The sequence below is a fragment of the Nocardia sp. NPDC051990 genome (genome assembly GCF_040680755.1).
Classification (GTDB): domain Bacteria; phylum Actinomycetota; class Actinomycetes; order Mycobacteriales; family Mycobacteriaceae; genus Nocardia.
Window position 1 is genome coordinate 56,560 of the sequence record NZ_JBFAXH010000009.1, and the last position, 26,172, is coordinate 82,731.

Here is a 26,172-nt window from a genome sequence, read left to right on the forward strand (position 1 = left end):
GGCGCTGGCACGGTGGCAGGTATGAACAATCTCGGGACGACAACCACCCGCACCGCCGTCGAGGAGTTGCTGCGCCGGATCGGTGCGGGCGATCCGGACGCCACCGCCGCGCTCTACGCCCCGGTCAGCGACTGGAAATTGAATTGGCCGGACAACGAGCACAACCGCCAAGCCACCCCATGGATCAGGCACCGTGCCACGCGCGCCGACGCGGCCGAACACTACCGCGAAATCGCTCGCCACCACCTGCCCGAACACGTCGGCACCGTGATCGAACGCATCCTGGTCGACGGCCCGGATGCGGTGGTACTGGGCGAAATCCGCCAGACCGCCCGCGCCACCGGACGCGCCTATCGTTCCCGTTTCGCGCTACACCTCACCATCGAAAACGGCCTCATTACCCGTCATCACGTCTACGAGGACAGCCTCGCCGTCGCCCAGGCATTCGACACACAAGCACCTGAGCACGATCAAAGCGGTTCGAACGCACCATAATTTCAATCTCGCAGTTGCCCGCCGGGCCGACGTGCGGAGCCTTCCCGGTTGCCACTGCCGCGATCAAGAAGCACATCCGCGTCAAAGCCGCCGCCGGTCCGTCCTGCGCGCGTTTACGATGTCGATCACCCCGACCACTACGAGCACGACCCCGAGTGGCCCGCCCCGGAACCAGAAGAATTCGGTGTCTCGCGCGAAAAGCCACAATGCTGCCCCAGCGACAACGAGCAGTACCCCGAAGATGGTCGCGAGTCGTATCTGCATGCTGTAATCCTGCCGCCAGTACGGGTGCCATTCGTCGGCCGAAAGGCCCGGCGTACGTCATCATTTCGGAGGACGAGTCGGTGACCCGTTTGTGGTGCGATGGAGTCATCCCGTCTCCACCACCGCACCGGCGACCGATGGACACGGCGGTACTGGCCCCGTTATCAGAACTCTCGACCTGACCGAGTGTGAGCTTGCGCGGATACTGGCCCACGCGAATCGCTATGCCAACTGTTGACTCCCGGCGTCGGCGGGTGGGCGGATTTCGGTAAGTCCGGTGAGGGCCTGCGGCAAGGGGCCCTTGTGCAAGACGCCGAGGCGTTGGGTGGCGCGGGTAAGGGCGACGTAGAGTTCGGCCGCGCCGCGTGGACCGTCGGCGCGGATCCACTCCGGTTCCACGACCAGGACGGCGTCGAATTCCAGCCCCTTCGTCTCCGCTGCCGGCACCGTACCCGACACACCCGGTGGCCCGATCACGACGCTGGTGCCGTCGCGAACCGCCTCGTCACGTACGAATTCCGCTATAGCAGTGGATAATTCGTCCTCGGTCACCCGCCTGGACCACGGCTGGACACCGCACGCACGGACCGACTCCGGTGGCTGGACTCCCGGTGCGAACTCAGCGAGCACCGCGGCGGCGACGGTCATGATCTCCGCTGGGGTGCGGTAGTTCACCGACATCGGCCGGTAGACCCAGCGTCCGGGCACGTACGGCTCGAAGATCGCGTCCCACGATGTCGCCCCGGCCACCGACCGGCGTTGGGCGAGATCGCCGACCACGGTGAAGGATCGGCCAGGACAGCGCCGCATCAATACCCGCCAGTCCATTTCGGATAGTTCCTGAGCCTCGTCGACCACGACATGCCGGTAGGTCCAATCACGGTCCGCGGCAGCGCGTTCCACGAGTTCACGGGTGTCGCGTTCGAGGAAGCGCTCGGCAAGGTCCTCGGCGTAGAGCATGTCCTGCGCGAGCAGACCGATGTCGTCGTTCAGGTCCTCGCGCTTGATGAGGGTGTCGAACACACCGGCGGCGTACTCGGCCTCGGCCTTGCGTTCCCGCTCGGCGGCACGTGCGGCGGCCTCGTCGGCTGCCTTGTCGCGGCCGAGCAGGTCGATCAGTTCGTCGAGCAGCGGCACATCCGGCACCGTCCACGCCGCACCCTCGGCACGCCACAGCGACTGGTCGGCGCCGGCCGCACGCAACCGCTCCGGGGATGAATACAGCTGTGCCAGTAGTGTTTCCGGCGTCATTATCGGCCAGAGTTCGTCGAGCGCGGCGGTGAACTGGTCGTTGTCGGCGAGTTCGGCGAGCAGATCCGTCCGCAGGTTCTCCCAGGCTTCGCGATCCTTCCGGTTCAGCCAGCCGCGGCCGATCCGGGCTATCGCTCGTTCGGTGAGCACGTAGGTGACGATCTCGCTGAACACCGCGCGGGCCTCGTTGTGCGGCAACCCGCTCGCGCGCGCCTCTTCCCTGGCCCACTCCGCTGTCTCGGCGTCTATCCGCATGGTGACATCGGTCAGTTCGATGCGCACCGGCTGCTCCGGCAGCCGCTGGCGATCGGCGATCGCCGCCGCGAGCACGTCCAGGATCCGCAGCGAACCCTTGTGCCGCATGGCTTCCGGGGTGTCCTCGGCGGTGACACGCAGACCGGGCACGAGGTCGCCGGTGGTCATGAATACAACATTCGTCTCGCCCAGCGATGGCAGAACGCGGTCGATGTGATCGAGGAAAGCCGGATTGGGCCCGACTACGAGCACCCCGTGCCGTTCCATCCGCTCCCGCTGGGTGTAGAGCAGGTACGCGACGCGGTGTAACGCCACCACGGTCTTGCCGGTGCCTGGACCACCCTCGATCACCAGCACACCCGGATGATCGAGCCGGATGATCTGGTCCTGTTCGGCCTGGATCGTCGCCACGATGTCGCGCATCCCGGCACCGCGCGGTGCGTTCACCGCGGCGAGCAGCGCCGCGTCCCCTCGCTCACCGGCACTCGGGCGGCCGAGAACCTCATCGGTGAAATCGACAATGTGACGCCCGCGAGTGTGGAACTGGCGGCGCCGATGCATGTTCTCCGGGGTCGCGGCGGTGGCGATGTAGAACGCGCGCGAGGCGGGCGCCCGCCAATCCAGCAACAACGGTTCGTACTCGTTGTCCTCATCCACAATGCCGATCCGGCCTATGTAGGAATGTTCGCCCGACACGGTATCCAACCGACCGAAACACAGACCGTTGTCCGCCACGTCCAGCCGCTTCGCCTCCTTTGCCAGCGCCCGCACCTCGACATCCCGTTCCATCGGCGACCCGCCATTTCCCCGCAACGCCGCGCTGTACCGCCCCTGCACTCGCGCGCGTTCGGCATCGAGCCGCGCATAGAGCCCGGCCACATAATCCCGCTCGGACCGCAGTTCGTCTTCATGCCCCTGGGTAGTCAAAATGTCCCTCCTCGGTCGCAACCAGCACATCGCACCCCGCCGCCCGCACCGACTGACCAACCGGCACCATCGGCACGCCGACCTCGGCCAGCCGCCGCGTGAAATCCTCATCCGGTGGCGCACACACCCGTACCTGCGCGCCGAGCTCCCGCAGCCGCACCGCGAGCGCCATCATCGGCTCCACATCTCCGCGCGACCCATACGTCGACAGCAACACACGCATTTCCTAACCCCCATTTCCGCAGGTTCTGGCTTCGGCCAGTGATTCTGCGGCACGGCCGGGGTCTTGCCGCAAGCCCCCGGGTGCGCTATAAGTTGAATATGGAAGGGAGTTTCCTTCCATATCTGATCCGCAGTGACGGACAAACCCCTCGAGCGCTAGGCGAACGCACGCGCGCCGACGATAATTCCGCGACGTCACACCTGGCGAATGGACCGAGTTCGAACAGCCCTTCCTGCTGCGCCGCGCCGAACTCAGCGACCGCTTCCGCCCTACGCCACCCCGTGCGCCCACGAACCCACTCGTTCTCTGAACTAAGAGGTCGCGCAGATAGGCGAATGGTCAGGGGCGGCGTTGGGGGCGGGCTGCCCAGCGATGGGTGGTCCAGGCTTGGCGGATCACGCTACGGACGGTGATGATCGTGTCGGCGAGATCGAAGAACGCCTCGATGACGCTGGTCCGGCGTTCGTAGCAGCGCGCAAGCCGGTCATAAACACCGAGCGCGATCTGCTTCAACTGCGTGAACACGCCCATGTTTATCCACTCGTCGCGGCGGTTGCGGATCGTGGTGGCCGAGCAGGTGGAGTCCGCGATCGCTTCGTAAGAGCAGCCGAACCGGAGGACCTGGAGCAGCTTGTCGAAGACGAGCCGGTCGCCGATCCGGCGCCGGTGGCAGCCCAACGGGTGGCTCTGATCAAACTCGGGCCGCTGCGGCAACAGGCCGGCAAATTGGTCCCAGAGCGGTTCAGCCAGCCATGATGGCAGTACAGGCACAGGTGTCCTCAGTGATCACCGAGCGTCGCAACTCCATGATCACGGATCTGTGCCTGTGCCGTCTGCCAACTGGCCCCGCCTGCTGACGATCTGCGCGGCCTCCAGAGTCGCGATGCCACAACAAGGGGCTCATTGCTCGTCCTCGAGGCCCTGAACGTCGACAGGCTGCGTGCCGTTGAAGGTCACCAGGATTCCGTAGGGGTCCGCCAGCCGGAACCTGCTCTCTGTGAACCGGATTGCCCAGGTCTGGTCGGCCCACACCACTGCTTCGGGAACTGCCAACGGCAACTCTGGAAGATCCAGCCAGCTCAGTTCCTCGGATGTGAGTTCAAAGTGCCGCTCCCGGAGCCGGGTCCGGCAGTACCCCACGGCTCGGTCGACGAAGACGTCGAAACGGCTCACAACGTCGTGAGCGAGTTGGAGGGTGACCTCTTCAGGCGGCGCGGCCGGCTCAATCACCAGACTGATAACCGCCGCGTTGCCGCCTGCCGGCTCCGGGAAGCAGCCGGTCCAGCAGGCCAAAGACGGAGGGCTCTCCGTCCGTTTCAATGCAAGCCCGGCGATACGCAGCGTTGCAGGCAGGTCCACACCAATGCCCGAGATACTTGGCTGTTCGCCGTCGTCCGACATCGGCTCAGCATATGCCAAGCCCCATCACGCCGATTACCCGCCAGCCGAGACACACGGTGACCGCGCGACCACTTTCCACTCCCGAACCGAGCCCTATCTGCGCAACCTCTAAATCTTGTGCGGCAGAACCTGTTTCAGGTATGCATCCAATTGCAGGTGTTTCGACAGCGTGCGGTTATGTATGCCCGCGATATCACGGGTTCGGCTCTGGAATGTTGATCCAATACCGTTGCGCTGGGCCGTGTTCGGTGTCGCGAATGTCTTCGAAAACGCCGCCGTTGCGTTCGATCGTTTTCGCCGAGGCGATGTTGTCGCTCGCGCAAACGATCAGTACTTGTTTCAGGCCAAGTGTTCGCGCTTCGTCGAGCATCTGGCCCAGAGCCCAGGTTGCAAGCCCGCGTCGCCGTGCGGACGGCCGGAGGCCGTAACCGATGTGGCCGAGCTCGCTGAACTCATGTCGCAGCGCGATCCCGCCGAGCACTCGGTCGGCGTCGGTGATCCATCGGTAGGTGCAGCGGATCCGGCCGGTCTCAGTCGCGTTTGTCGGATCGGAGTGCTCAACCAGCCGCGCCACCCAGGCTGCGAACCCGGCCGGCGAGTCGACGTCGTCGGATGGCCGCAGTCCGAAACCGTCCTCGTGGACACCGGGCCCCCAGTCGTCGCGCGCCTCGAGCCATGCGGCGTGCAGGCGTGTGGTGGGCGCGATCAGCTCGGGCATTCCCCGAAGATACCAATTCCGTTGTGTAGCAACTGGTCCAAGACATGGGCGACCTGTTACCGCCTTAGGCTCCTTCCTCGAGCACCCTGGAGATCAGCATCCGCTGCTCCCCGGTGAGCCGGGGATCCGCCGCGTAGAACGTCCTGTCGTCCACGGTGATCTCGTAGCTGAACCCGTCCGGAACCCCGAGGGGCGGCTTGCTGTGCCCCTCGGCCGCGGCCTGCTCGGCCAGGGCGTGCCACTCGCTCGCATCGGGCCGCCCGGAGGTGTCGACCTCGGCGTGCCGCTCGATGCCCGCGAATCCACCCGCGCGACTCACTCGAATACGCATGGGTCCGTGTCTAGTACAGAACTACGACGTTTGCACTCCGACCTTCTCCCACGCATTCAGCACGGCCTTCAGCTCCTCGCCCTCGTTGAAACGAGCCTTGGCCGCCGCGACCGTGAGCTTCGCAAAGTCCTCGAACTGAGCATCCTTCTTCAGCTCGCCGCCGGTCAGGACGTCATACCAGACCTGCCCCGCCTTCTCCCAGGCGTGACCACCGAGGGCCGTGGCGGCCAGATAGAAGGCGTGGTTGGGGATGCCGGAGTTGATGTGGACGCCGCCGTTGTCGCGGTCGGTCTGCACGAAGTCGTCCATGGTCGCCGACTGCGGGTCCTTGCCGAGGATGTCGTCGTCGTAGGCCGTGCCCGGCTCCTTCATGGAGCGCAGCGCCTTGCCGGTAACGCGCGAGGTGAACAGGCCCGCACCGATCAGCCAGTCGGCCTCAGCGGCGGTCTGGCCGAGCGTGTACTGCTTGATCAGCGAGCCGAAGACGTCGGACAGCGACTCGTTGAGGGCGCCGGGCTGGCCGAAGTAGGTGAGGTTGGCCGTGTACTGCGTGACACCGTGGGTGAGCTCGTGGGCGATGACCTCGGTCGGGATAGTGAAATCGAGGAAGATCTTGCCGTCACCGTCACCGAACACCATCTGCTCGCCGTTCCAGAAGGCGTTGTTGTAGTTCCGGTCGTAATGAACGGTCGCGTCCAGCGGCAGGCCGTTGCCGTCGATGGAGAAGCGCCCGTACGCCTTCAGATAGAACTCGAAGGTGGCGCCGAGGCCCGCGTAGGCACGGTTCACGGTGGCGTCGTTGCCCGGGTCCGAGCCCTCGGCACGGACCTGCTTGCCGGGCAGCTCCGTCCGGTGGCCGGCGTCGTAGATGGCGCGGTGCGGCTGGCCGGTCGCCGCTGCGGCGGGCAGGGCGCCGGATGGGGCGCCGATAACTGTGGTCAGACGGCGATGGGTGCGCTCGTAGGCATCGCGCTCGAGCGTCTTGCGCGCCGCCGCGGCGAGTGCGGGGTCGTCTTGCTGAGACAACTTGTCGAGGATATGCGGAGGCACGATGGTGCAGAAGACGGGCTCGAAGCCCCCGTTGATCTTCGTCATACCCGGAACCATATGTCGATGTCATTGCCCGCGAACATGATTGGTGAAATACAGGGCGGCGGCCACGACCTCGACCCTGCCCAGGTCAATGGTCATCACCGCGCCGACCACTGGCATCTTCTCAGCGCCGAACCGTCACGGTCACTACCCCGGTGCCTTCGCTCTGGTCACCGGGCGACTCGCACTCACATACTCATTTCCGGAGTTGCATCCAGCACCCCCGAAGGCCGCAGATCGCCGGGCCGGCTGACCGATGGTTCAGCAGCGCAGTTCGGCTGAGATCGACCAAAACGTCACGTGCGTCAGGGATTTCGACCGAGGGCGGTTCCCACATCGTCGCGGCGGCATCGGCGAATGTTGCGGACTTGGCGGTTCATCAAGGGGCGGCGCAGTGCCCCCTTCGCGACAATCTGTCGGGACCCGTCGTTAATCTGCGGGCATGGTCAGTCCCGAGTCGGCAGTGCGCCGCCTGCTGCGTGAAACAGGAAAACTGTTGCAACCGTATGGGTTTCACGGCTCCGACCCCAGATGGATCCGGGTCGAGGCGGGTGGAGTCGCATCCGTCGGCCGCACCCGAGTCTCGCGCACCTGGACCAGCGGGCAGCAGGTGATCGGATTCGGCCTGGAGCTGAGCGCGACACCAACAGCCTGGTGGGAATACCGCAACTGGCGCAACACACAGCTGGGCCTATCGCCGACGCCACTCGAAGAGGCTTCCGGCCCGGACCTGCTCAACGCCCACACCCTGCCCGACGAGATGACCGCATTGTGGTCGTTGCGGCTCGACCCGGCGCAACCCGGCCAGCTACTGCAAACCGATATCGACGCCGTCCGCACCGAACTACCCCGACGTGTACACGTCCACGCGCGCCGCGCATTACGGCTGGTGGAGCCGGATCGGTACCTCGACGAGCTGCTCACCCACCCCGACCCGCACATCGGTACCTGGGAGGCGATCGTCGTCCTGCTCGCCGATCGGGGGCCGGGACCACAGCTCTACGACGCATTCGACCAGCTCCGAAAGTGTTTCGCCGAGCGAGATGCATCGGCGTACGCGGAAGATGTCATCGCCTACGCGCAATCCCGAGCTGCCCTGGTGCACTGATTCTCGCTCTCGAAGCTGATCGAGTACGCGCTGCCGACCGCTAGACTGCTCACCTGGTCGGCAGTGGTTCGCTACCTATTCATCGGCGTCCAGCTCGACCGACCGGGTGAATCGCTGTCCTCTCGCACGGAGGTGGTGCGGTGTCTGTTCGTCGAAGCGTGCTGGTGGCGGCGGTGCTGTGCGCCCTACCGGTGCTGGGCGCGCCGCAGGTGCAGGCGTACCCACCCAGTGAGGGCAGTGATGGATGTCGGCAGGGCAGTGTGATGACCGGCCGGTTGGTGCCCGGCACAGGCAGCGCGGGGCTGAACATCCGGCGTGCGGCCACACTGCGGGAGTGCGTCAGCTCGTTGCTGCCGGGTATCGACTCCGGACAGTTCGAGGTGACCATTCCCTGGAACGCACCCGGTGCGCCCAGTTCGGCCCAGTTCGCATGGTCGGATGGCAGCATCAGCGCGGCGACCGGGTACGGCAATGGCCTGTGGTTGATTACCGACGGTCCCGCAAGTGGCCATGCGATCCAGGTGATTGTCGCCGATACCTGGAACGGGTGGTACTTCAGCTACGCTGATGTGGCCGTCACGTCGGCGATCTTCCAATCCTGAATTTCAGTGCGCGCCTAGCGCATCGAGGATCATCGGACGCGCCGCCGCGAGCGCCTGTTGCCAATAGGGCCAGGTGTGCGTTCCGTCGAAGATGTCGATGCGCGCGTCGATGCCGAGCTCCGCGACTCGGTCACGGAACATCTGAGCCGACGCCAATGTCATCGCCTCGAGGGCCATCCCGTTCATCGTGTTGCCGATTCCGTACGGCACATCGAGCGGACCGGGCTGGCCATTGCCAGTAGAAAGGTAGATCGGCAGCCCGCGCAACAACTCCGCCTGCTCGGTGGCATCATTGCGGCTCCAGGCGGGATCGCCGACCGGACCCCACATATCGTCCACATTGAAGTTGCCCTCGTCCCACATGGCAGCGCGCATCGCCTCGTTCCAGAGCGGAAATGTCGGGTGCACGAAGCCGGAAAATGATCCCGCGAACTTGAACTGGTCGCGATGGTGGCCGGCCAGGATCAGGGCCGCGTTGCCGCCCATGGAGGCACCGACGATCGCGTCGTTGGTTCGCGAAACGCCATACCGTGCCAGGTATTCGGGCAACTCCTTGGTGAGGAAGGTTTCCCATTTATACGTCGTCGGCTGCTGATTGGTACTACTGGGTCGATACCAGTCGGTGTAGAAGCTGGAGCGACCGCCGACCGGGAATACCAAAGTGACATTGTCGCCTGCGAATTGGCGCAGCGCGTCGGTATCGCTCGTCCACTGACTGTGATCGGTGGGTGCGCGCAGACCGTCGAGCACGTAGAGGGCCGCGCTCCCGCCGTGGGCCGCCCATTGCACCTGGACCTCGATCGGCCCCATGCTCGACGGCACGGAGAGTTCCTGATAACCCCCTCCGGGGGAGCGCAGTTTTGGTGCGGCGGTGGCCACCGCCGCACCGATCGACGACAGCAGAACAGCTGTTGCCAGAACAACGCCGGTTTTGCGCTGCCATCCCCGCTGGTTTCCGAACCGTCCTGTCGCACCCACTCCGCACACCTCCACCTTCTTCCCCGGAAGGTAACCGAGGAGACCCGAATTCGGACGTCGCTTGCGCCGAGCCGCTTCCCTGTGCGGCCCGGATCGAAAAGACCATCATAGTTTTGCGTGGCGATGGCTCTCGCCTCAGCCGACCGCCATCCGCACGAGTGCGCCGAGCCGTTCCTCATCGTTGGCGGTCAACTTCAGGCAAAGGCGGTCGGCAATATGGTGCCGTCGTCGAGGGGTCGCGATGTCGTTGGAGCCGAACGTCGCGTGCCGCGACTCGAATAACTCGCCGGTCCGGAAGAAGCATACGACCTTGCCGTCCTTGGCATAGGCAGGCATGCCGTACCAGAGTTTCGGCGTGAGAGCCGGTGCGTTGGCCTTGGATTCGTTCGGCTCCTTGGTCGATTGGGGGCCACCAACAATGGGCACCGAATCGCCAGGAAATTGCGCTACCACGAACCTCAGGCCACCGAGATCGGACGGGCGACCGGCCTGGTGGCGCGCCGGCCGGTGACACCTTGGTGGTGATCCGGTCCACCTTGGGGGCCCGACACCAGCACTCGGGGACCTGATATCGGCGGGCCATGCGGCGGACAGTCGAGCAAGTCACCGTAACCGAACCGGAGCCATCGATGTCGACCACCAGCACCATCGCCACCTCGGCGGAACGTCGTGCCACGGTCTCGACCGAGGACGGTGTGGCACTCGCGGTTCGCGAATACGGCCCGCGTGATGCCGACCTCACCGTCGTCCTGCTGCACGGACACTGCCTGCGCACCGCGTCGTGGACCTACGTCCGCAACGCGCTGGTGCGCCGGTACCCGGGGGCGCGGATCGTCTGCTATGACCACCGCGGCCACGGCGATTCCGCCACGGCATCGCCGCGGACCTACAACCTCGAGCAGCTCGGCAACGACCTGCGCAACGTGCTAGGCGCGGTCGCCCCCACCGGACCGGTGGTCCTCGTCGGCCACTCCATGGGCGGCATGACGGTGCTGACCTACCTCAGCCGGAATCCGCACGAGATCGGCACGCGGATTGCCGGCGTAGCACTCCTCGCGACCGCCGCGAATGGACTCGCCGACGGCGGCTTCGGCCGCCTGCTGCGCCGCCCGGCCGTTTCCGCATTCCAGGCGGCCGTTCGACGCGCTCCCGGCATCATGCACCATGCGAAGCTCATGGCCTGCAAGGTCTTTGCCCCGATCATCCATTCCGCCGAATTCGGCGATCGCAAGGTGAGCCCGCGGGTGCTCGCCCTCGCCAACGCGATGCACAACGAGACGCCGATCGTGACAATGGCGGGTTTCCTGAGCGCCTTTATGGACTACGACCAGACCGATGCCCTCACGGTTCTGTCGAAGATCCCGACGTTGGTGCTGTGCGGTACCGCCGACCTGTTGACGCCGCCGTCGCGTTCGATCGCGATGGCCGCCGCCGTCGCGTCCGCGGATTTCGTCCTGGTCGACGGCGCAGGCCACTCGGTGATCCTCGAGCGGCCGATGGAGGTCACCGACGCCATTGCTCGCCTGATGACTCGGGCCAGCAGCGTCGACCAGATCGAAGGCGCACTCAGCCTCGTCGCATAGTCCGTTCGAGGTGGCTCACCGAGACCACCGGATATTCCTCGTCGGCCCTTGCGTTGGCACTTCGCTTGACATCCTCGTCTCCGCGCACGGAGGCGATTCCTACTAGACCGTTACGGCCGCTCGGCCTACGACGCCGGGTACGTCGCATCGACCCAACCGCACACCGATCACTCTGGACGCCGAATTGGCAAGCAGTGCAACGTGAATCGTCAAGATCGGCTCGATCGACGAGCTGTCCTGACCTTCGGCCCGATTACCACCAGACCGACGCCGATGACCCACATCGCACCCCAGCCGATCTGCCAAGCCGATGGGCTCTCGTGCAGAACCAGCGCGGCCAGGATCGCCACTGTGAGCGGCTGGGCTGCCGCCAATTTCGCTATTTCGAAGCGGGACACTGTGCTTCAATCGTCTGTAGAACGCGTTCTAGCTCTGGGAGGTGGCCATGGCCACGCCGTCGATTCCGGCCGGATTCGATTTCACCGATCCGGACCTGTGGGCGAAACGCAAACCCATCGAGGAATTCGCGGAGCTGCGCCGAACGGCACCGGTCTGGTGGTGCGCCCAGCCCGACCGGTCCAGCGGCTTCGATGACGGTGGCTACTGGGCGGTCACGAAACTCGAAGACATCAAGGAGATCTCGAAACATCCGGAGATCTTCTCCTCGACCGAGAACGGCGCGATCATCCGCTACCAGTCCACCATCACCCGCGAACAGATCGATATGCAGCGGCTGATTCTGCTCAATATGGATCCGCCGACTCACACCCAAAATCGACGCATCGTGTCGAAGGGCTTCACACCACGCGCGGTGGAGGGTCTGCGGGCCGCGCTCGCCGAGCGCGCGGCCCTGATCGTGCACGAGGCCAAGAAGTCCGGCAGCGGTGATTTCGTGGAGCAGGTCGCCTGCGAACTGCCGTTGCAGGCCATCGCCGAACTGCTCGGGGTGCCGCAGCAGGACCGCAAGAAGCTGTTCGCCTGGTCCAATGAGATGATCGGCGCCGATGACCCGGAGTACGCCACCGATGCGCCGACCGCCCAGCTCGAAATGAGCGGATACGCATGGGCCATGGCCGAGCAGCGGCGGGTCTGCCCGGCCGACGATATCGTGACGCAGTTGGTGAACGCCGATGTCGATGGCGAACACCTGGGGTCGGACGAGTTCGCCTTCTTCGTGATTCTGCTGTCGGTGGCGGGAAACGAAACCACTCGCAACTCGATCACGCACGGCATGAAGGCGTTCGTCGACCATCCGGACCAATGGGAGCTCTACAAGCAGCTACGCCCGCGCACGGCACCCGACGAGATCGTCCGCTGGGCGACACCCGTCTCGGCATTCCAGCGGACCGCGACCCGTGATGTCGAACTCGGCGGGCAGTTGATCCGCAAGGGGCAGCGCGTCGGGCTGTTCTACAGCTCGGCCAACTTCGACGAGGACGCCTTCGCGAATCCCTTCGACTTCGATATCCTGCGCGACCCCAATCCGCACGTCGGATTCGGCGGTGCGGGCACGCACTACTGTCTCGGCGCGAACTTGGCCCGCCTCGAGATCGACCTGATGTTCAACGCGATCGCCGATACCATGCCCGAGCTCAGCCAGGTCACCGAGCCCGAGTTCCTGCGCTCCGGATGGCTCAACGGAATCAAGCGCTGGGAAGTACGTTTCGATTGATATGACCGGAATCGGCGATGCGTCGGCTTTCCTCTCCGAATTCGACAGCCTCAGATACAGATGCTGAAAGCAACCAGGCCCAACGGAATAGTCAAGCACAGTGCCACCGAACCGACAGCAGGCTGGGCGGGCGTTTCCGGGGCGGCCGACGCCGTCGGCGCGAGAGTAACGACGGACAGAGCGATGGCAATCGCAGCGAAAGCCGCAGCAAATTTTGCATACATTGCTGATGTCCCTTCGTTGAGCGGCTGTTGAAACTCGAGCCAGTACAGGCTCTTCTTCAGATGGTCCTACTCCGCAATAGCGCGCACAAGGCATTGGCGAAGTCACACCGGATTCGAGGACATTCGATATTTTTCACATGAACCGGACAAATACGACACGATCGGAAATATGCGTCCGCGGGTAATCCAAAACTCAATAACTTCGGCGAAAGAGGCGGTGTTTCCATGACGGCCCCGAAGCGATCTTCCGGCCCAAGCGGGTATTTGATCTCGAACTCGAGCAGTTGCCGATAGAACTGCCCGAGTTCGCGCGGGTTCTTGCTGTCCAGCGAGATGGCACCGAATCTGGCTGTCGCGACCACGGTTTCCCCGCAGTGGGTTGGCCCCACCAGACGGCGAGGCCATTCGAACGCCGAGAGTTCCAGCGCGAGTCTACGCGCACCTCAGCGCAGGGTGACTTGCGTTGGTAGCGAGGCTAGTTCGGCACGATGTCGTACTTCAGTGGCTCGAAGCCGGTGGGCACGGTGGCGCTCATCGAGATGCGATCCCCGGCCCAAGTGCCGACCAGCGTGAAATCGCCGTCGGCGCAATCCGGTTCCGCGGTGAGCATCGGCAGCGGATGGACGCGCTGCCGATGGTCGCCGTGGCGGACCGTCGCCTTGTCCACATATGTGCGTTTGTCGTGATTGAGGATGTAGCGGCCGATGAAGCCGTGCTGGGGCGCGACCAGCGGGGCGACGGAGGCGGCCTTGTCGTAGAGGCTGGTCTGCTCCCCGACCCGCGGTCCGGCCCACACCACACGGGTCGGCACAGTCAGGAGGCGTTCCACCCCCTGGACGAAGTCGTCGCCGATCCAGGCGCGTCTCAGGAATCGGACCTTGGGTTCCAGATACCCGATCAGCTTGTGGTCGGCGTCCAGGAAAACGGCTCTGCAGAACGGCCCCACGTGGGTGATTTCCTCTCTGGGATAACGGCTTTCGGATAATCTATCCCTGCGGACATCGGATCGGCTCGGCGGGCGGTTACAGTCGAGTTGCCGGCGTGTCGAGGTCCGGCTCGAGATCGGCCCGAACATCGAGTCGACGCGAGCTAGGCTCGGATGATGCGATACGCCATTTCGGTTCCGCAGCTCATGCCCGACGGATCGTTTCAACCGGAAGATCTGCGGGCCTACCTGGATAGAGCCGAGGCGCTCGGCTTCGAGAGCGCTTGGACAACCGAGCAGTTGCTCGGATCCGCGCCCAATCTGAGTCCGATCGAGTTGTTGACCTTCGCGGCCGCATGCAATGAGCGGCTGCGCTTCGGATGCGCGGTGTTCGTGACGCCACTGCACAATCCTGTGCATCTCGCCAAGCGCATCAGCACGCTGGATCAGCTCAGCCGCGGCCGGGTCGAGATCGGCGTCGGGATCGGTGGCCGCAACCGGATGTTCTCGGCCTTCGATGTCGATCCCGCCGACAATCTGGTGACCCGCTTCAATGAGGGCCTGCGCGTCATGAAGGCTCTGTGGACCCAGCCGCGGATCGATATCGAGGGCGAGTTCTGGCAGCTGACCGGCGCCACCATGGAGCCGAAGCCATTCCAGAAGCCTTATCCGCCACTGTGGTTCGGCGGCGGCACACCCGCGGCATTGCGGCGGGCGGTCCGGCACGGCAACGGATTCTTCGGCGCCGGTTCGACTACGACGGCCGCATTCGCCGAGCAGGTCCGGTTCGTGCGCGAGACTTTGGCCGAAAACTCCGGTGCCCCATCGGATTTCCGCATTGCCAAGCGCGTCTACATCGCGGTCGACGACGATCCGGCGCGGGCCGAAGAGCACATGGCCGCCGCCCTGATCGACTTCTACGGCGAATTCGGCAGAACCCTGCTGCCCGTCGCCGTGCACGGCACACCGAAAGAATGCATCGAGGGCTTACGCGAAGTGGCCGCCGCCGGGGCGGAAATGATCCTGATCAACCCGCTGTTCGATGTTGCCGCCCAAATGGAACGCACTGCCGTGGAAGTGCTGCCGTACGTCGACTGATCGGGTGCGGTAACGCGGCGCACCGCTCGGCAATGACAGCACAAGGGCTAGCTGGCGGCGAAATCCTCCAGCCGCGGTCAGCGCGGTTCGGGGGCTTCGGCGGGTTCGTAGCCGAGGCGGACGTCGTGGGTGACCTCGCCGCCGGAGACCGTGACTCGAGTGGTGACCGGTGGGTAACCGCGGGCTATGACGGTGTAGTGGCCTTCGGGGAGGTCGGTTACCAGGTAGCGGCCGTCGGCGTCGGTGTGGGTGGTGGCGGTGAGGTCGCCGGACGCGTCCAGAACGGTGATCTGGATATCCGGGACGACTCGATCACCGTCGGCCCAGGCGGATCCGACCAGTACGGCCATGGATGCCATCTCGATGTCGTGCCGCAGCAGACCGCTGTCGGAGATGGTGAGCGTGGTCGCACTGGGACGCATATGTTCGGCGACGGCCACCAGGGTGTAGGTACCCGAGACGACGCCGTGGCAGACGTACGCGCCATCGCCTGCGGTAATCGCGGCGCCGACGACCTCACCGTGAATATCGGTCAGTGTGACGGTGGCACCCGCCAGCGGGGTGCCGCGCCCGGCCGAGCGGACCACACCGGACAACTCGCCGGACCCGGTGAGGGTCAGGTCCAGCGACTGTGGCCGCTGTCCGATGGCCACGCTGACGGCCTCCGGTCGATGTCCGGTCGCCGACGCGATCAAGACATAATTGCCCGCGGCGGGCGCCTCGATGCGGTAGCCGCCGCCGGTCCCCCCAGTCGCGCGCGAAACCTGGTGCCCCCGATGGTCGATCAAGGTCAGCACCGCGCCGGGCACCGGTCGGCCGTCCTCACGGCCGATGCGCCCGCCGATCGATCCGCCTTCGTAGTCGAGACCCGAATGCGACTGCGGCACAACGGCCGCCACATATACGCCATTGCCGTCGTGTTCCACCGAGACTCGGCCGACGGCACCCGCCAGCACCGGTTCGGGTTCGGAGAGCACCTCGGCGGCACCCTCGCCGAGCGGTGCCTCGGCCCAGCTGGATTCGACCTCCGAAATTACCGGCTCCGGCGCGGGAACCGGATCGTCCTGCAGCGGAATCTCTTTCATGAACATCAGCACCAGGCAGGCCAGCAGCGCAACCCCCGCGGCAACATAGAAGACGCCGTGCATCGAATCGGTGAACCCGATCAGAATGGGCACCTTCAGCTCGTCCGGCAGCGCCGCGATCCCACTGGTGTTGCTCTGCATCGTGCTCAACTGCGCGGCGTCGAAGCCGGCGGGCAGCGCACCACCGAATGCGTCGATGATCCGGTGCGGCAAGAGATTGAACAGAATCGTCAGGAATATCGCGACACCGAGGGTGCCGCCCATCTGCCGGAAGAAGGTCGCCGATGCGGTCGAAACACCCATATCCGAACGCGGACCGGCATTCTGCGCCGCAATGATCAGGGTCTGCATGCAGCAACCGAGCCCGAAGCCGGTGACACCGCCGTAGACCAGCGGCTGCCACAGCGGGCTGTCGTAATGCACCTGCCCGTAGAGCGCCGCGCCGACCGCAATGATGAATGTCCCGATCACCGGCAGAATCTTGTAGCGCCCGGTCAATTTAGTGGTCACACCGGCCAGCTGCGAACCGAACATCATCCCCAACACCAGCGGCAGCATCAGCAGACCCGATTTGGTCGGCGAATATCCGCGCACCACTTGGAAGTACTGCGGCACCATGACAATCGCACCGAACATCGCGATACCGACGATGAACCCACCCGCAATGGTCACGCTGAAGGTCGAATTCTTGAACAGCCGCATCGGAATCAGCGCCGCGTCCTTCATCAGGAATTCGACGAGCACGAACAGCAGCAGCCCGCCCGCGCCGATCCCGTAGCAGATGAGCGCGTGCTGCGAAGTCCAGCCCCAATCCCGGCCCTGTTCGGCGACGATCAACAGCGGCACCACGCAGGTGGTCAATGCCACCGCGCCGAACCAGTCGATGCGGTGATCCTGGCGCTGATGCGGCACATTGAGCACCTTGGCGACCACACCGAGCGCGAGCACACCGATCGGCACATTGACCAGGAACACCCAGCGCCAACCCTCGAGACCCCATAGCTGGTCGTAGTTCGAGAAGAATCCGCCGAGCACCGGACCGAGCACGGTCGCCGAACCGAAGACCATCATGAAATAGCCCTGGTAGCGCACCCGCTCCCGGGCCGGCACGATATCGCCGATGATGGTGAACGCCAACGACATCAACCCGCCCGCACCCAGGCCCTGGAAAGCGCGGAATCCGGCGAGTTCATACATCGAGGTGGCGAAGGTGCAGGCGACCGAACCGATGACGAACAGCCCGATCGCGGTGAGGTAGAACGGCTTTCGACCATAAATGTCGGCCAGCTTGCCGTACAGCGGCGTGGTGATCGTGGCGGTGATCAGATATGCCGTGGTCGCCCAGGCCTGTTCGTCGAATCCATCCAGGCTGTTGGCGATCCGCACAATCGCGACGCTCACGATGTTCTGATCCAGCGCGGCGAGGAACATGCCGAGCAGCAATCCGGACAAGATGGTGAGGATCTGCCGGTGCGACAGTGACGTACCCTCACCGGCATTCAGGTCCGGCGGCGTTGCCGGGGCCTGGGTGGTCGAATTCGTCATGATGAGCCCTAGTTCTGATCGGCTATCCGTGGTGGAAGTGCTCGCGAAACCTGAGTCGAGCCGGTCGAGCAATTGACACACTGCGCCACAAGCGATCTGCCCCCACGCCGATCCCCTGTAACTAGTTGCGCTCGCTAATATACATACGGCCGCCCAGGGCGAAACGGCCTGGTCGGATCATCCGATATCCAATGCCTCAGCGGCCGAGCGGATCGCCGACAATCAGTGGCCGTGGGTCGATCATACTGCCCGACGGGAACGAACAGCTTCTCATCCGGAATGCGGCCTCGCAGTATCACTCGTTGGCGGTCGTGCCCGGTTGATTCCTACTGGTCCGCAAGGCAGGTGACGTCGGCGGCAGGCAGGGTGCCGTCGGCGTAATAGGTATTGATCGCATTGTTGACACATGCGCTCAGGTCGGGCCGGAAGGTCATATGGATGCGGATGTCCTGCAATGTGACCATGCGGGATGCGGATAGGTGCTGATGTAGCCGGGCACCGTGGGTGTACGGCGTTCGGGCATCGCCGGTCGCCTGCAGAATGAGCGCGGGAACCGAATTCCGCACGGTGGTCGCGGATTCGATGGGTCTGGGCCAGAATGCGCAGGGCTGGATATTGTTGGCCAACGAGCCGAATATCGGCTGCGTGGCGCGGCTGGCTTCGATATTGCTGGCGTACCACGCCGGATCCGTCGGTGCCGCGACATCGCCGCAGGCGATTTGGGCCAGAGTGGAGTTCTCTTCGGATCGCAAGGACTGCACAACGATCTTCAGCCGTGGCGCCCGCGCCGCCACGGGTGGGCCGCCCGCCGCATCGGCAATCTCGCGGAGCATTTCGGCAAGCGCTTGGTTGCGTCGGAAATCGGTCACCATGTTGTGCAAGAGGAATGGGAGCCAGTGATCGTCGATCGGGAAGTCGTCGATCACGATCGGTTGGCGTGCCGCTGCGGCCATCAGCTCCGTCAACGTTGTGCGCACATCGCCCGGACTTGCCCCGAAGTGATATGTATCATCCTGTCCCGCAGCCCAATTCGACCATTCGTCGATCGCTCGCTCGTCGGCGGGACCCCAATCCTGTACGAGGCCGGTCCAATACCGGTCCGGATCGATCGCGCTGTCGAACACCATCCGGTCGCTGCGTTCGGGAAACATCTGGGCGAATACCGCACCGAGGTACGTGCCGTAGGAGACGCCGTAGTAGCTCAGCTTCGGCTCACCCAAGGCCACTCGGATGACATCCATATCGCGCGCGGTATTGCGGGTGGTGAGCTGACGCACCTTCACCGGATCATCGGCCAGGCAGCCGGCGGCCATATCCGTCGCCAGTGCGGTTTCCCGCGCGAAGCCCGGCGAATCCAGCCCTGCCGAATGGATCATTTCGCCGACCGGCCAGCCACAGCGAGGCGTCCGCCCGGAATCGCCGACACCGCGCGGATCCATGCCGATCAAGTCGAAACGAGCCCGCACCTGCGGGGTGAGCACGTCACCGAGCAGATCCACGGTGTCCAAACCCGATGCGCCGGGGCCGCCCGGATTGGCCAGCAGCACACCATGGCGCTGATCCGGATCGGTGGCCCGGACTCGGGATATCGCGATCTTCAGCGTGCGATCGTAGGGCCGCAGATAATCCAGCGGCACCAGCACCTCCGCACATTCGGCCTCGGCCTTGTCCAAATCCTCGATACCGCAAGCGTGCCAGTGCAGTCGCTGGTGATAGAACCGAAACGCCGGATCGACCTGCGCCCCGGGCACGGTGATCAGCGCCGCCGCGACCGCTACCGGTACCAACCACCGCAAAAGCCTCGCCGACAACCCACTCCCCTCTCACCAGCAAATCCCGCAACTTGGTACCACACACCACGGCAGGAACCCTTGCCACATTTGGTGGTGCCGCCGATACTCCAAGGGGGCCGCGCTGCCGCCGGTCCCGCGACGAGGGGAGGAATGCGTGCTTTGTAACCCATTGAATCCATTACGAACAGTGGATGATTCGCTCGCCTACGGGCAACCGTACGAAACTTCCGATGGCACCACGGTCATCACCGTCACCAAGACAGGCGGCCTGCTGAACAGCGCTCGTCCGGTGGGTGCGTTCGTGGTCCACGACGGCCAGGTCAGTTGGACGCCCGCGGTCGATGCGACCCGGATCGCGCTGATGGGTGAATTGATCGGTCTGGTGACCTCGGTCATCGCCACGCTCGCGATACTGCGCAGGCCACCGTGGCCGGATCTTTCGCGGGTAGTGGCTTCGGGCCGGACGCGACACACTTGATGCCGTGAATCACATGCCACTCGGACGTATCGACCGGGGCGGTCGGCCGTGACCGCACTCGCACGCGGGGAAAACCGCCCCGCCCCCGGCGACCGGATGACCGTGACCGTCACGTGCGCGGCGTCGGTCGATGTGTCGGCGCTGTTGCTCGGGGCCGACGGGCGGGTTCGGTCCGATGCCGACTTCGTCTTCTTCAATCAGCCGGTCGGCCCCGGTGTCACCTATCGGCACGGCCGCGGCACGGGCGACATGGTGGACGTACACACCTCGGCGCTGCCCGCCGAGGTGGACAAGGTCGTGGTCACCGCCAGCCTCGACGGCAGCGGCCCGCCTACCTTCGCGGGCGCGAGTTCGCTGACCGCGACGATCGGATCCGATACCGGAACGCTGACCTTCCCGATGACCGGGCTCAGTACCGAGACGGCCGTGGTGTGCGTGGAGATCTACCGGCGCGGCGGTGCGTGGAAGGTGCGCGCGGTCGGGCAGGGCTATGACAACGGGTTGGCCGGAATCGCAACGGCATTCGGGGTGAATATCGACGACGAACCCGAGGCGCCGCCGCCGCCCGCTTCGGCCCCGCCGCAATATCCAGCCCAGCCGCAGGCGCCGGTTCCGCCTGCCTATCCCCCGTCCAGCGCCGTACCGCCGCCGCCACCGATGTCATCCCAGCAAGGAGCGCTGCCGATGCAGAGCGAACTGTTCAATCCGAGCCACGCCGAGGTCAACGGCATCGGCATCCAGAAGCAGGGCGGCAAGATGATCAAGGTCGCCGTCAATGGCGAGACCATGGCGCGGGCCGGCTCGATGGTCGCCTACCAGGGTGACCTGCACTTCAAGGCACTCGGTTCGGGCGGTATCGGCCGTGCGATCCAGCATCGGCTCACTGGCGAGGGTGTGCCGCTGATGCAAGTGTCCGGCCGCGGTGACCTGTTCCTCGCCAATGCTGCCGCTGACGTGCACATCGTCGATCTCGACGGCACCGACGGACTCACTATCAACGGCGCGAATGTGCTTGCCTTCGATCCGTCCCTGTCCTACAACATCCAAAGAGTCCACGGCGCGGCCGGTTTCGCCAGTAACGCCGGCTTCTTCAACTGCGTGTTCACCGGCCGCGGCCGTATCGCGATCACCACCGATGGCCACCCCGTCGTCCTCAATGTCGACCAGCCCACCTATGCCGATCCGCAGGCCGCGGTGGCCTGGTCGTCGAGTCTGTCCACCAGCATCAAACGCAACGACTCCTTCGGTCTAGGCCGCCTCATCGGCCGCAGCACCGGTGAGGGGCTGACGCTGTCGTTCTCCGGACGCGGCTTCGTCATCGTGCAGCCGTCGGAACTGCCGCCGGGCGGTTTCATCGGCGGTACCGGCGGCGGTCAGGAGGCCGGACAAAGCGGCGGCGTGCTCGGCGGCTTGTTCGGATAACCATCCTGTGCTGGAACCGGCTGGGCCACAGCCGGTTCCAGCGCCTCGGATCAGTTCAGCAGACCTCGCCGAACCAGGAGCGGTTCGATTTCGGGTGCACGGCCGCGGAAGGATTCGAAGGCCGCGAGCGGGTCGACCGAACCGCCGCGCGAGAGCAGTTCACGGCGAAATGTCTCGCCCTTCTCCCGGATCGATGCGTGGCCCTCGTTGAACCACTCGACGGTATCCGCGTCCAGCACCTCGCTCCAGATGTAGGCGTAGTAGCCCGCCGCGTAGCCACCGGCGAAGATGTGGGCGAAATAGCCGGTCCGGTAGCGCGGCGGAATCGCGTCGATAGCCAGACCGGCCTTGCGCAGCGCCTCCGCCTCGAAGGCCTCGGCATCGGTGTCGGCGAGCGCCTCGGGTGTGGGCACCCGATGCCAGGCCCAGTCCAGCAGTGTCGCGCCGAGGTATTCGACGGTCTTGAAGCCGGTGCCGAACCGTTCGGCCGCCACCATCCGCTCGACCAGTTCGGTGGGCATCGGCTCGCCGGTCTCGTTATGCCTGGCGTAGTTGGCGAGTACCTCCGGTCGCGACATCCACATCTCGTTCACCTGGGACGGGAATTCGACGAAATCCCGTGGTACTTCGGTGCCGGAGAAGAACGGGTACGTCACATCCGAGAACAGTCCGTGCAGTGCGTGCCCGAACTCGTGGAAAAGTGTGCGGACATTGTCCCAGGTGAGCAGTGCGGGTTCGCCCACGGGCGGCTTGACGATATTGAGGTTGTTGACCACCACGGGCCGCTTCCCCAGGAGTCGTGACTGGCTGACCAATTCGTTCATCCACGCCCCGCCACGCTTCGACGGCCGCGCGAAGAAGTCACCGAGGAACAGTCCGAGCGCACTGCCGTCCGCGTCGAATACCTCGAAAATCCGCACTTCCGGGTGATACCCGACCAGATCCGCGCGCTCTTGGAAGGTGATCCCGTACACCTGCTCGGCGGCAAAGAACACCCCGTCGCGCAGCACCCGCTCCAGCTCGAAATACGGACGCAATGCCTCCGCGTCCACCGAAAATCGCTCGGCCCGAACCTTTTCCGACCAGAACTGCCAATCCCACGAGCGCAGCTCCGGCCCACCCATCGCTTGTGCCAACTCGGCCGCCTCACCCTCCGCATTGGCCACCGCGGGCGCGACCAATCGCCCGAGCATTTCCTCGACCGCCGCAGCGGTTTTCGCGGTCTGATCCTCGACCGCATACGCGGCATGATCCGAATAGCCGAGCAGCGCGGCCCGTTCCGCACGCAACGCGGCGATCCGCACGGCGAGCGCGCCGTTGTCACCCAACCCGCGTCCCAGCGACGCCGCCATCACGCGCTGCCGCACGTCCCGATCGGCCAGTTCCGCCAGCACGGGCTGATTCGAAACGTTCTGCAGCCGAAGCGCCCACGCGCCCTCGCGCCCCAACTCCCGAGCGTTCGCCGCGGCGGCAGCCACGGCCGCCGGCCCCAGTCCCGCCAATTCGTCCGCCGACTCGACGACGACCGTCGCAGCATTGGTCGCCGCCAGAATATTCTGACCGAATTCCGTTGCCGCAGAGGCGAGTTCCGCATTCAACTCACGCAACCGCGCCTGCCCCGCCGCGTCCAGCCGAGCCCCCGCCCGTACGAACCGAATATGATATTGCTCCAGCAGCCGCGCTTCCTCGGGATCCAGTCCCCATTCCTCCCGGCGCTCATAGAGCGCCTCGACCCGCGCGAACAGTTCGGGATCCAAATAAATCGCGTCCCGATGTGCCGCCAACTTCGGTGACACCTCGGCCTCGATCGCGTCGGTGGTCTCGTTGGAATCGGAGCTCGTGATATTGAAGAACACATTCGCGACCCGAGTCAGCACCGCACCCGAACGCTCTAACGCCGCAATGGTATTCGCGAAACTCGGCTCCTGATCGCCCGAGGTGATGGCGGCAACTTCGGCCAGTTGCTCCGCCATCCCCCGCTCGAACGCGGGCACATAGTGCTCCGTACCGATCTCGGCGAACGGCGGAAGCTCATACGGCAGCACACTGGACTCGAAGAACGGGTTGCTCGTCATAGGTGAACCCTATGCCCGATCGCCCTCCCATGGCGCTGAATGCTCCAGCGGTACCCGGCTGTGCGCCGCGATCGGTAGTGTCGAGCGGGTGAGTAGCTGGGTGCGGCGAAAGTTCCACAGAGTCGGACGATTCGATCGGGCGGTCGGCAGCGCGGTGGCCGAGTTGCCGGCCTCGATGGTCGACAGCGGCATGCTTCGGCTCACCAAGAGCGCCGATTTCAGCGCGCTGTGGCTGGTCTCGGCGGCGTTGCTGGCCACCCGCACGGGAACACCGCGACGGGCCGCAATGCGCGGCGTCGTCTCGGTCGGGGCCGCGAGCCTGGCTGTCAATCTCGGACTCAAGACGCTCGTTGCGCGGCGCCGACCGGCTGCCGAACTATTGCCTGCCTACCGGCGGCTGACACCGGCCCCGACATCCTCCTCCTTCCCCTCCGGGCACGCCGCCTGCGCAGCGGCATTCGCCACGGCGGTCGCACTCGAAAGTCCGCGCACCGCACTGGTTGTTGCTCCGCTGGCCGCCGGCGTCGCCTACTCGCGGGTACACACCGGCGTGCACTGGAGCTCCGATGTGCTCGTCGGGGCCGCAGTAGGTTCCGGTATCGCACTGGCCACCCGGCGTTGGTGGCCGGTGCGTGAATCGGACGAGGCACAAGCCAGGCCGGTCCGCCTTGCGCCCGCGCTGGTGGCGGGCAAAGGGCTTGTGGTGGTGGTGAATCCGGTTTCCGGGGATCCGAACTACGATCCCACCACCGATATCATCGCGGCCCTGCCCGCCGCCACCGTGCTGCGCACCGAACCCGACCTGGATGCCGTCGAACAACTCGAGCAGGCGCTCGCCGAACACACCGGGCCGGTACTGGCGATCGGCGTCGCCGGTGGCGACGGCACCGTGGCCGCCGCGGCCGGAGTGGCGCTGCGGCACACGTTGCCGCTGGCCGTCATCCCCACCGGCACCCTCAACCATTTCGCCCGCGATCTCGGCGTCTACGACCTGCGCGAGGTAATCGATGCCACCGGCGCGGGTGAGGCGGTCGCTGTCGATATCGCCAGCGTCGAGTACGGAGACGAAACCGGTTCGCACACCAGGCATTTGCTCAATACGGCCAGCGTCGGCGCCTATCCGGACCTGGTGCGGCTACGCGAGAAGTGGCAGGCACGCTGGGGCAAATGGCCCGCATTCGCGGCCGCGCTCGTGATCACGCTGCGCCGGGCCGAACCGATCGAGATCCAGCTCGACGATCGCTGGCAGCGGGTGTGGTTCCTGTTCGTCGGCAACGGCCCCTACCATCCGCATGGCGCCGTACCCGCCTTCCGCGACCGGCTCGACGCCGGATTGCTGGATGTCCGCTGGCTGCGGGCCGATCTGCGCTGGTCGCGCACCCGTGCGTTGGTGGCACTGCTACTGGCCGCGATCGGCCACAGCAAGGTCTACGGCGAGCGCCGCTTGCCCGAACTGTCGGTGCACTTGCCAAGGCCGGAGGCGCTGGCAACCGATGGTGAGGTGATCGGCAAGGCCACCCACCTGCGCTTCGCGATGGCAGGCCAGCTCGCCGCCTACCGCCGCGACGAATCGAACTCGCGGTGGGCCGACCGGGACCGCCCGCACCACCGCCGCTCGCCGTGGCTGCGCGACGCCTTCCGCGCATTGCGATGAATTTTCGATGTGGGCGACGTCCTTATCGATATGACGACACATACGCTGACAACCGCTGAGGCCGACATCGTGTACGACGTGCACGGGCCGCTGCCCACCGATGGGGGACGCCCACCGCTGGTCATGATCGGACAACCCATGGATGCCACTGGGTTCGCCACACTGGCCTCGTACTTTCCGGATCGAACGGTGGTCACCTACGATCCGCGCGGGCTCGGTCGCAGCACCCGTAAGGACGGCCGAACCGACAATGCGCCGACAACCCAAGCCGAGGACGTGCACGCCGTGATCCAGGCGCTCGGTGCCGGGCCGGTCGAGTTGTTCGGGAGCAGCGGCGGCGCGGTCACCGCGCTCGCGCTGGTGGCGGCCCATCCGAACGATGTCGTCACGGTGGTGGCCCATGAGCCGCCGCTCATTCCGGTGCTGCCCGATGCGGCCGCCGCCGAGCGCGCCCGTGCGGGGGTTCGCGACGCGTACCAGGCCAAGGGCTTCGGCGCGGGCATGGCGACCTTCATCGCGATGACCTCATGGCAGGGCGAGTTCACCGACGACTACTTCGCCCAGCCCGCGGCCGATCCCGCCATGTTCGGCATGCCGAGTGAGGACGACGGTTCCCGCGACGACCCGCTGCTGTCCGACCGGTCCTGGGCGGTCAGCAGCTATCAACCGGACGTCGCCGCGCTGGCCGCCGCACCGACCCGGGTCGTGATCGCCGTCGGCGAGGAGTCCGCGAATACCTTCACCGCACGCACGTCGGTGGCCGCCGCCGAACTGCTCGGCCAGCAGGCAACCGTATTCCCGAGCCATCACGGCGGCTTCCTCGGCGGCGAACACGGGTACCCGGGCCAGCCCGAAGCCTTCGCACACACCCTGCGTGAGGTCCTGGCCGGGCAAAAATGACGCCAAGTGTGACGCGCTGCTCGGCGGGGACTTTCCGGATCGGACCGCGGGTTGTACGTGGAGCCGATATGAG

At 65.3% G+C, this 26,172-nt stretch carries 23 protein-coding genes and 1 pseudogene; 10 read left to right on the forward strand and 14 right to left on the reverse strand.

What is annotated here, in order from left to right; genetic code table 11:
* Positions 1 to 21 precede the first annotated feature (21 nt).
* Positions 22 to 495, forward strand: coding sequence for a nuclear transport factor 2 family protein (locus AB0L63_RS18725; RefSeq protein ID WP_364502077.1), 474 nt, complete (start codon positions 22 to 24; stop codon positions 493 to 495).
* Between the two features lie 81 nt (positions 496 to 576).
* On the opposite strand, the gene AB0L63_RS18730 is transcribed toward AB0L63_RS18725, so the two are convergent.
* The 8 genes and pseudogenes from AB0L63_RS18730 to AB0L63_RS18765 form a co-directional block, all read right to left on the reverse strand.
* A complete protein-coding gene (locus AB0L63_RS18730) occupies positions 577 to 759 on the reverse strand; it encodes a hypothetical protein (protein ID WP_364502079.1) in 183 nt (60 codons plus the stop codon).
* A gap of 222 nt (positions 760 to 981) precedes the next feature.
* Positions 982 to 3,192 carry an RNA polymerase recycling motor ATPase HelR gene (helR, locus tag AB0L63_RS18735; RefSeq protein WP_364502082.1) on the reverse strand — a complete coding sequence of 737 codons (2,211 nt, stop codon included), beginning with the start codon at positions 3,190 to 3,192 and terminating at the stop codon, positions 982 to 984.
* A 40-nt stretch (positions 3,193 to 3,232) separates the two neighbouring features.
* A pseudogene (locus AB0L63_RS18740) lies at positions 3,233 to 3,415 on the reverse strand (glycosyltransferase); the annotation flags it as partial.
* A gap of 339 nt (positions 3,416 to 3,754) precedes the next feature.
* Positions 3,755 to 4,186: a transposase gene (locus AB0L63_RS18745; RefSeq protein ID WP_364502084.1), complete on the reverse strand. Its 432-nt coding sequence runs from the start codon at positions 4,184 to 4,186 to the stop codon at positions 3,755 to 3,757.
* Between the two features lie 129 nt (positions 4,187 to 4,315).
* Positions 4,316 to 4,816: a hypothetical protein gene (locus AB0L63_RS18750; RefSeq protein WP_364502087.1), complete on the reverse strand. Its 501-nt coding sequence runs from the start codon at positions 4,814 to 4,816 to the stop codon at positions 4,316 to 4,318.
* Between the two features lie 193 nt (positions 4,817 to 5,009).
* Positions 5,010 to 5,534, reverse strand: coding sequence for a GNAT family N-acetyltransferase (locus AB0L63_RS18755; RefSeq protein WP_364502090.1), 525 nt, complete (start codon positions 5,532 to 5,534; stop codon positions 5,010 to 5,012).
* A 64-nt stretch (positions 5,535 to 5,598) separates the two neighbouring features.
* On the reverse strand, positions 5,599 to 5,865 hold the full coding sequence (locus tag AB0L63_RS18760) for a protealysin inhibitor emfourin (protein WP_364502093.1): 267 nt from the start codon (positions 5,863 to 5,865) through the stop codon (positions 5,599 to 5,601).
* Positions 5,866 to 5,886: 21 nt separating this feature from the next.
* Positions 5,887 to 6,960 (reverse strand): M4 family metallopeptidase, encoded by a 1,074-nt coding sequence (locus tag AB0L63_RS18765; protein WP_364502095.1) that lies wholly within the window; start codon positions 6,958 to 6,960, stop codon positions 5,887 to 5,889.
* Between the two features lie 439 nt (positions 6,961 to 7,399).
* On the opposite strand from AB0L63_RS18765, the gene AB0L63_RS18770 reads away from it, so the two are divergent.
* Both AB0L63_RS18770 and AB0L63_RS18775 read left to right on the forward strand, forming a co-directional pair.
* Positions 7,400 to 8,065, forward strand: coding sequence for a hypothetical protein (locus AB0L63_RS18770; RefSeq protein ID WP_364502097.1), 666 nt, complete (start codon positions 7,400 to 7,402; stop codon positions 8,063 to 8,065).
* Positions 8,066 to 8,205: 140 nt separating this feature from the next.
* On the forward strand, positions 8,206 to 8,667 hold the full coding sequence (locus AB0L63_RS18775) for a hypothetical protein (protein WP_364502100.1): 462 nt from the start codon (positions 8,206 to 8,208) through the stop codon (positions 8,665 to 8,667).
* A 3-nt stretch (positions 8,668 to 8,670) separates the two neighbouring features.
* On the opposite strand, the gene AB0L63_RS18780 is transcribed toward AB0L63_RS18775, so the two are convergent.
* On the reverse strand, positions 8,671 to 9,570 hold the full coding sequence (locus AB0L63_RS18780) for an alpha/beta hydrolase family protein (protein ID WP_364502466.1): 900 nt from the start codon (positions 9,568 to 9,570) through the stop codon (positions 8,671 to 8,673).
* Between the two features lie 210 nt (positions 9,571 to 9,780).
* A complete protein-coding gene (locus AB0L63_RS18785) occupies positions 9,781 to 10,071 on the reverse strand; it encodes a hypothetical protein (protein WP_364502103.1) in 291 nt (96 codons plus the stop codon).
* Positions 10,072 to 10,274: 203 nt separating this feature from the next.
* Here AB0L63_RS18785 and AB0L63_RS18790 point away from each other — a divergent pair, with 203 nt between their 5' ends.
* Entirely contained in the window at positions 10,275 to 11,228 is a 954-nt protein-coding gene (locus AB0L63_RS18790) for an alpha/beta hydrolase (protein ID WP_364502469.1), read from the forward strand.
* A 445-nt stretch (positions 11,229 to 11,673) separates the two neighbouring features.
* A complete protein-coding gene (locus tag AB0L63_RS18795; protein WP_364502106.1) occupies positions 11,674 to 12,900 on the forward strand; it encodes a cytochrome P450 in 1,227 nt (408 codons plus the stop codon).
* 699 nt (positions 12,901 to 13,599) lie between these two features.
* On the opposite strand, the gene AB0L63_RS18800 is transcribed toward AB0L63_RS18795, so the two are convergent.
* The gene (locus AB0L63_RS18800; RefSeq protein ID WP_364502109.1) at positions 13,600 to 14,070 is read right to left on the reverse strand and encodes a hypothetical protein; all 471 of its coding nucleotides are present in this window, start codon (positions 14,068 to 14,070) and stop codon (positions 13,600 to 13,602) included.
* A 156-nt stretch (positions 14,071 to 14,226) separates the two neighbouring features.
* On the opposite strand from AB0L63_RS18800, the gene AB0L63_RS18805 reads away from it, so the two are divergent.
* Complete coding sequence (locus AB0L63_RS18805; RefSeq protein WP_364502112.1) at positions 14,227 to 15,147, forward strand: LLM class flavin-dependent oxidoreductase; 921 nt, start codon at positions 14,227 to 14,229, stop codon at positions 15,145 to 15,147.
* Between the two features lie 77 nt (positions 15,148 to 15,224).
* Here the strand turns inward: AB0L63_RS18805 and AB0L63_RS18810 are convergent, their stop codons facing one another.
* Positions 15,225 to 17,777 (reverse strand): MFS transporter, encoded by a 2,553-nt coding sequence (locus AB0L63_RS18810; protein WP_364502115.1) that lies wholly within the window; start codon positions 17,775 to 17,777, stop codon positions 15,225 to 15,227.
* A gap of 326 nt (positions 17,778 to 18,103) precedes the next feature.
* Positions 18,104 to 19,588, reverse strand: coding sequence for an alpha/beta fold hydrolase (locus AB0L63_RS18815; RefSeq protein WP_364502118.1), 1,485 nt, complete (start codon positions 19,586 to 19,588; stop codon positions 18,104 to 18,106).
* Positions 19,589 to 19,757: 169 nt separating this feature from the next.
* On the opposite strand from AB0L63_RS18815, the gene AB0L63_RS18820 reads away from it, so the two are divergent.
* Positions 19,758 to 20,048 (forward strand): hypothetical protein, encoded by a 291-nt coding sequence (locus AB0L63_RS18820; protein ID WP_364502121.1) that lies wholly within the window; start codon positions 19,758 to 19,760, stop codon positions 20,046 to 20,048.
* A gap of 48 nt (positions 20,049 to 20,096) precedes the next feature.
* Positions 20,097 to 21,470, forward strand: coding sequence for an AIM24 family protein (locus AB0L63_RS18825; protein WP_364502123.1), 1,374 nt, complete (start codon positions 20,097 to 20,099; stop codon positions 21,468 to 21,470).
* Positions 21,471 to 21,520: 50 nt separating this feature from the next.
* On the opposite strand, the gene AB0L63_RS18830 is transcribed toward AB0L63_RS18825, so the two are convergent.
* Positions 21,521 to 23,545 (reverse strand): M3 family metallopeptidase, encoded by a 2,025-nt coding sequence (locus tag AB0L63_RS18830; RefSeq protein WP_364502127.1) that lies wholly within the window; start codon positions 23,543 to 23,545, stop codon positions 21,521 to 21,523.
* A gap of 88 nt (positions 23,546 to 23,633) precedes the next feature.
* On the opposite strand from AB0L63_RS18830, the gene AB0L63_RS18835 reads away from it, so the two are divergent.
* Positions 23,634 to 25,199, forward strand: a complete 1,566-nt coding sequence (locus tag AB0L63_RS18835) for a phosphatase PAP2 family protein (RefSeq protein ID WP_364502130.1) — start codon at positions 23,634 to 23,636, stop codon at positions 25,197 to 25,199.
* Positions 25,200 to 25,229: 30 nt separating this feature from the next.
* Positions 25,230 to 26,099 carry an alpha/beta hydrolase gene (locus AB0L63_RS18840; RefSeq protein ID WP_364502472.1) on the forward strand — a complete coding sequence of 290 codons (870 nt, stop codon included), beginning with the start codon at positions 25,230 to 25,232 and terminating at the stop codon, positions 26,097 to 26,099.
* Positions 26,100 to 26,172: the final 73 nt, after the last annotated feature.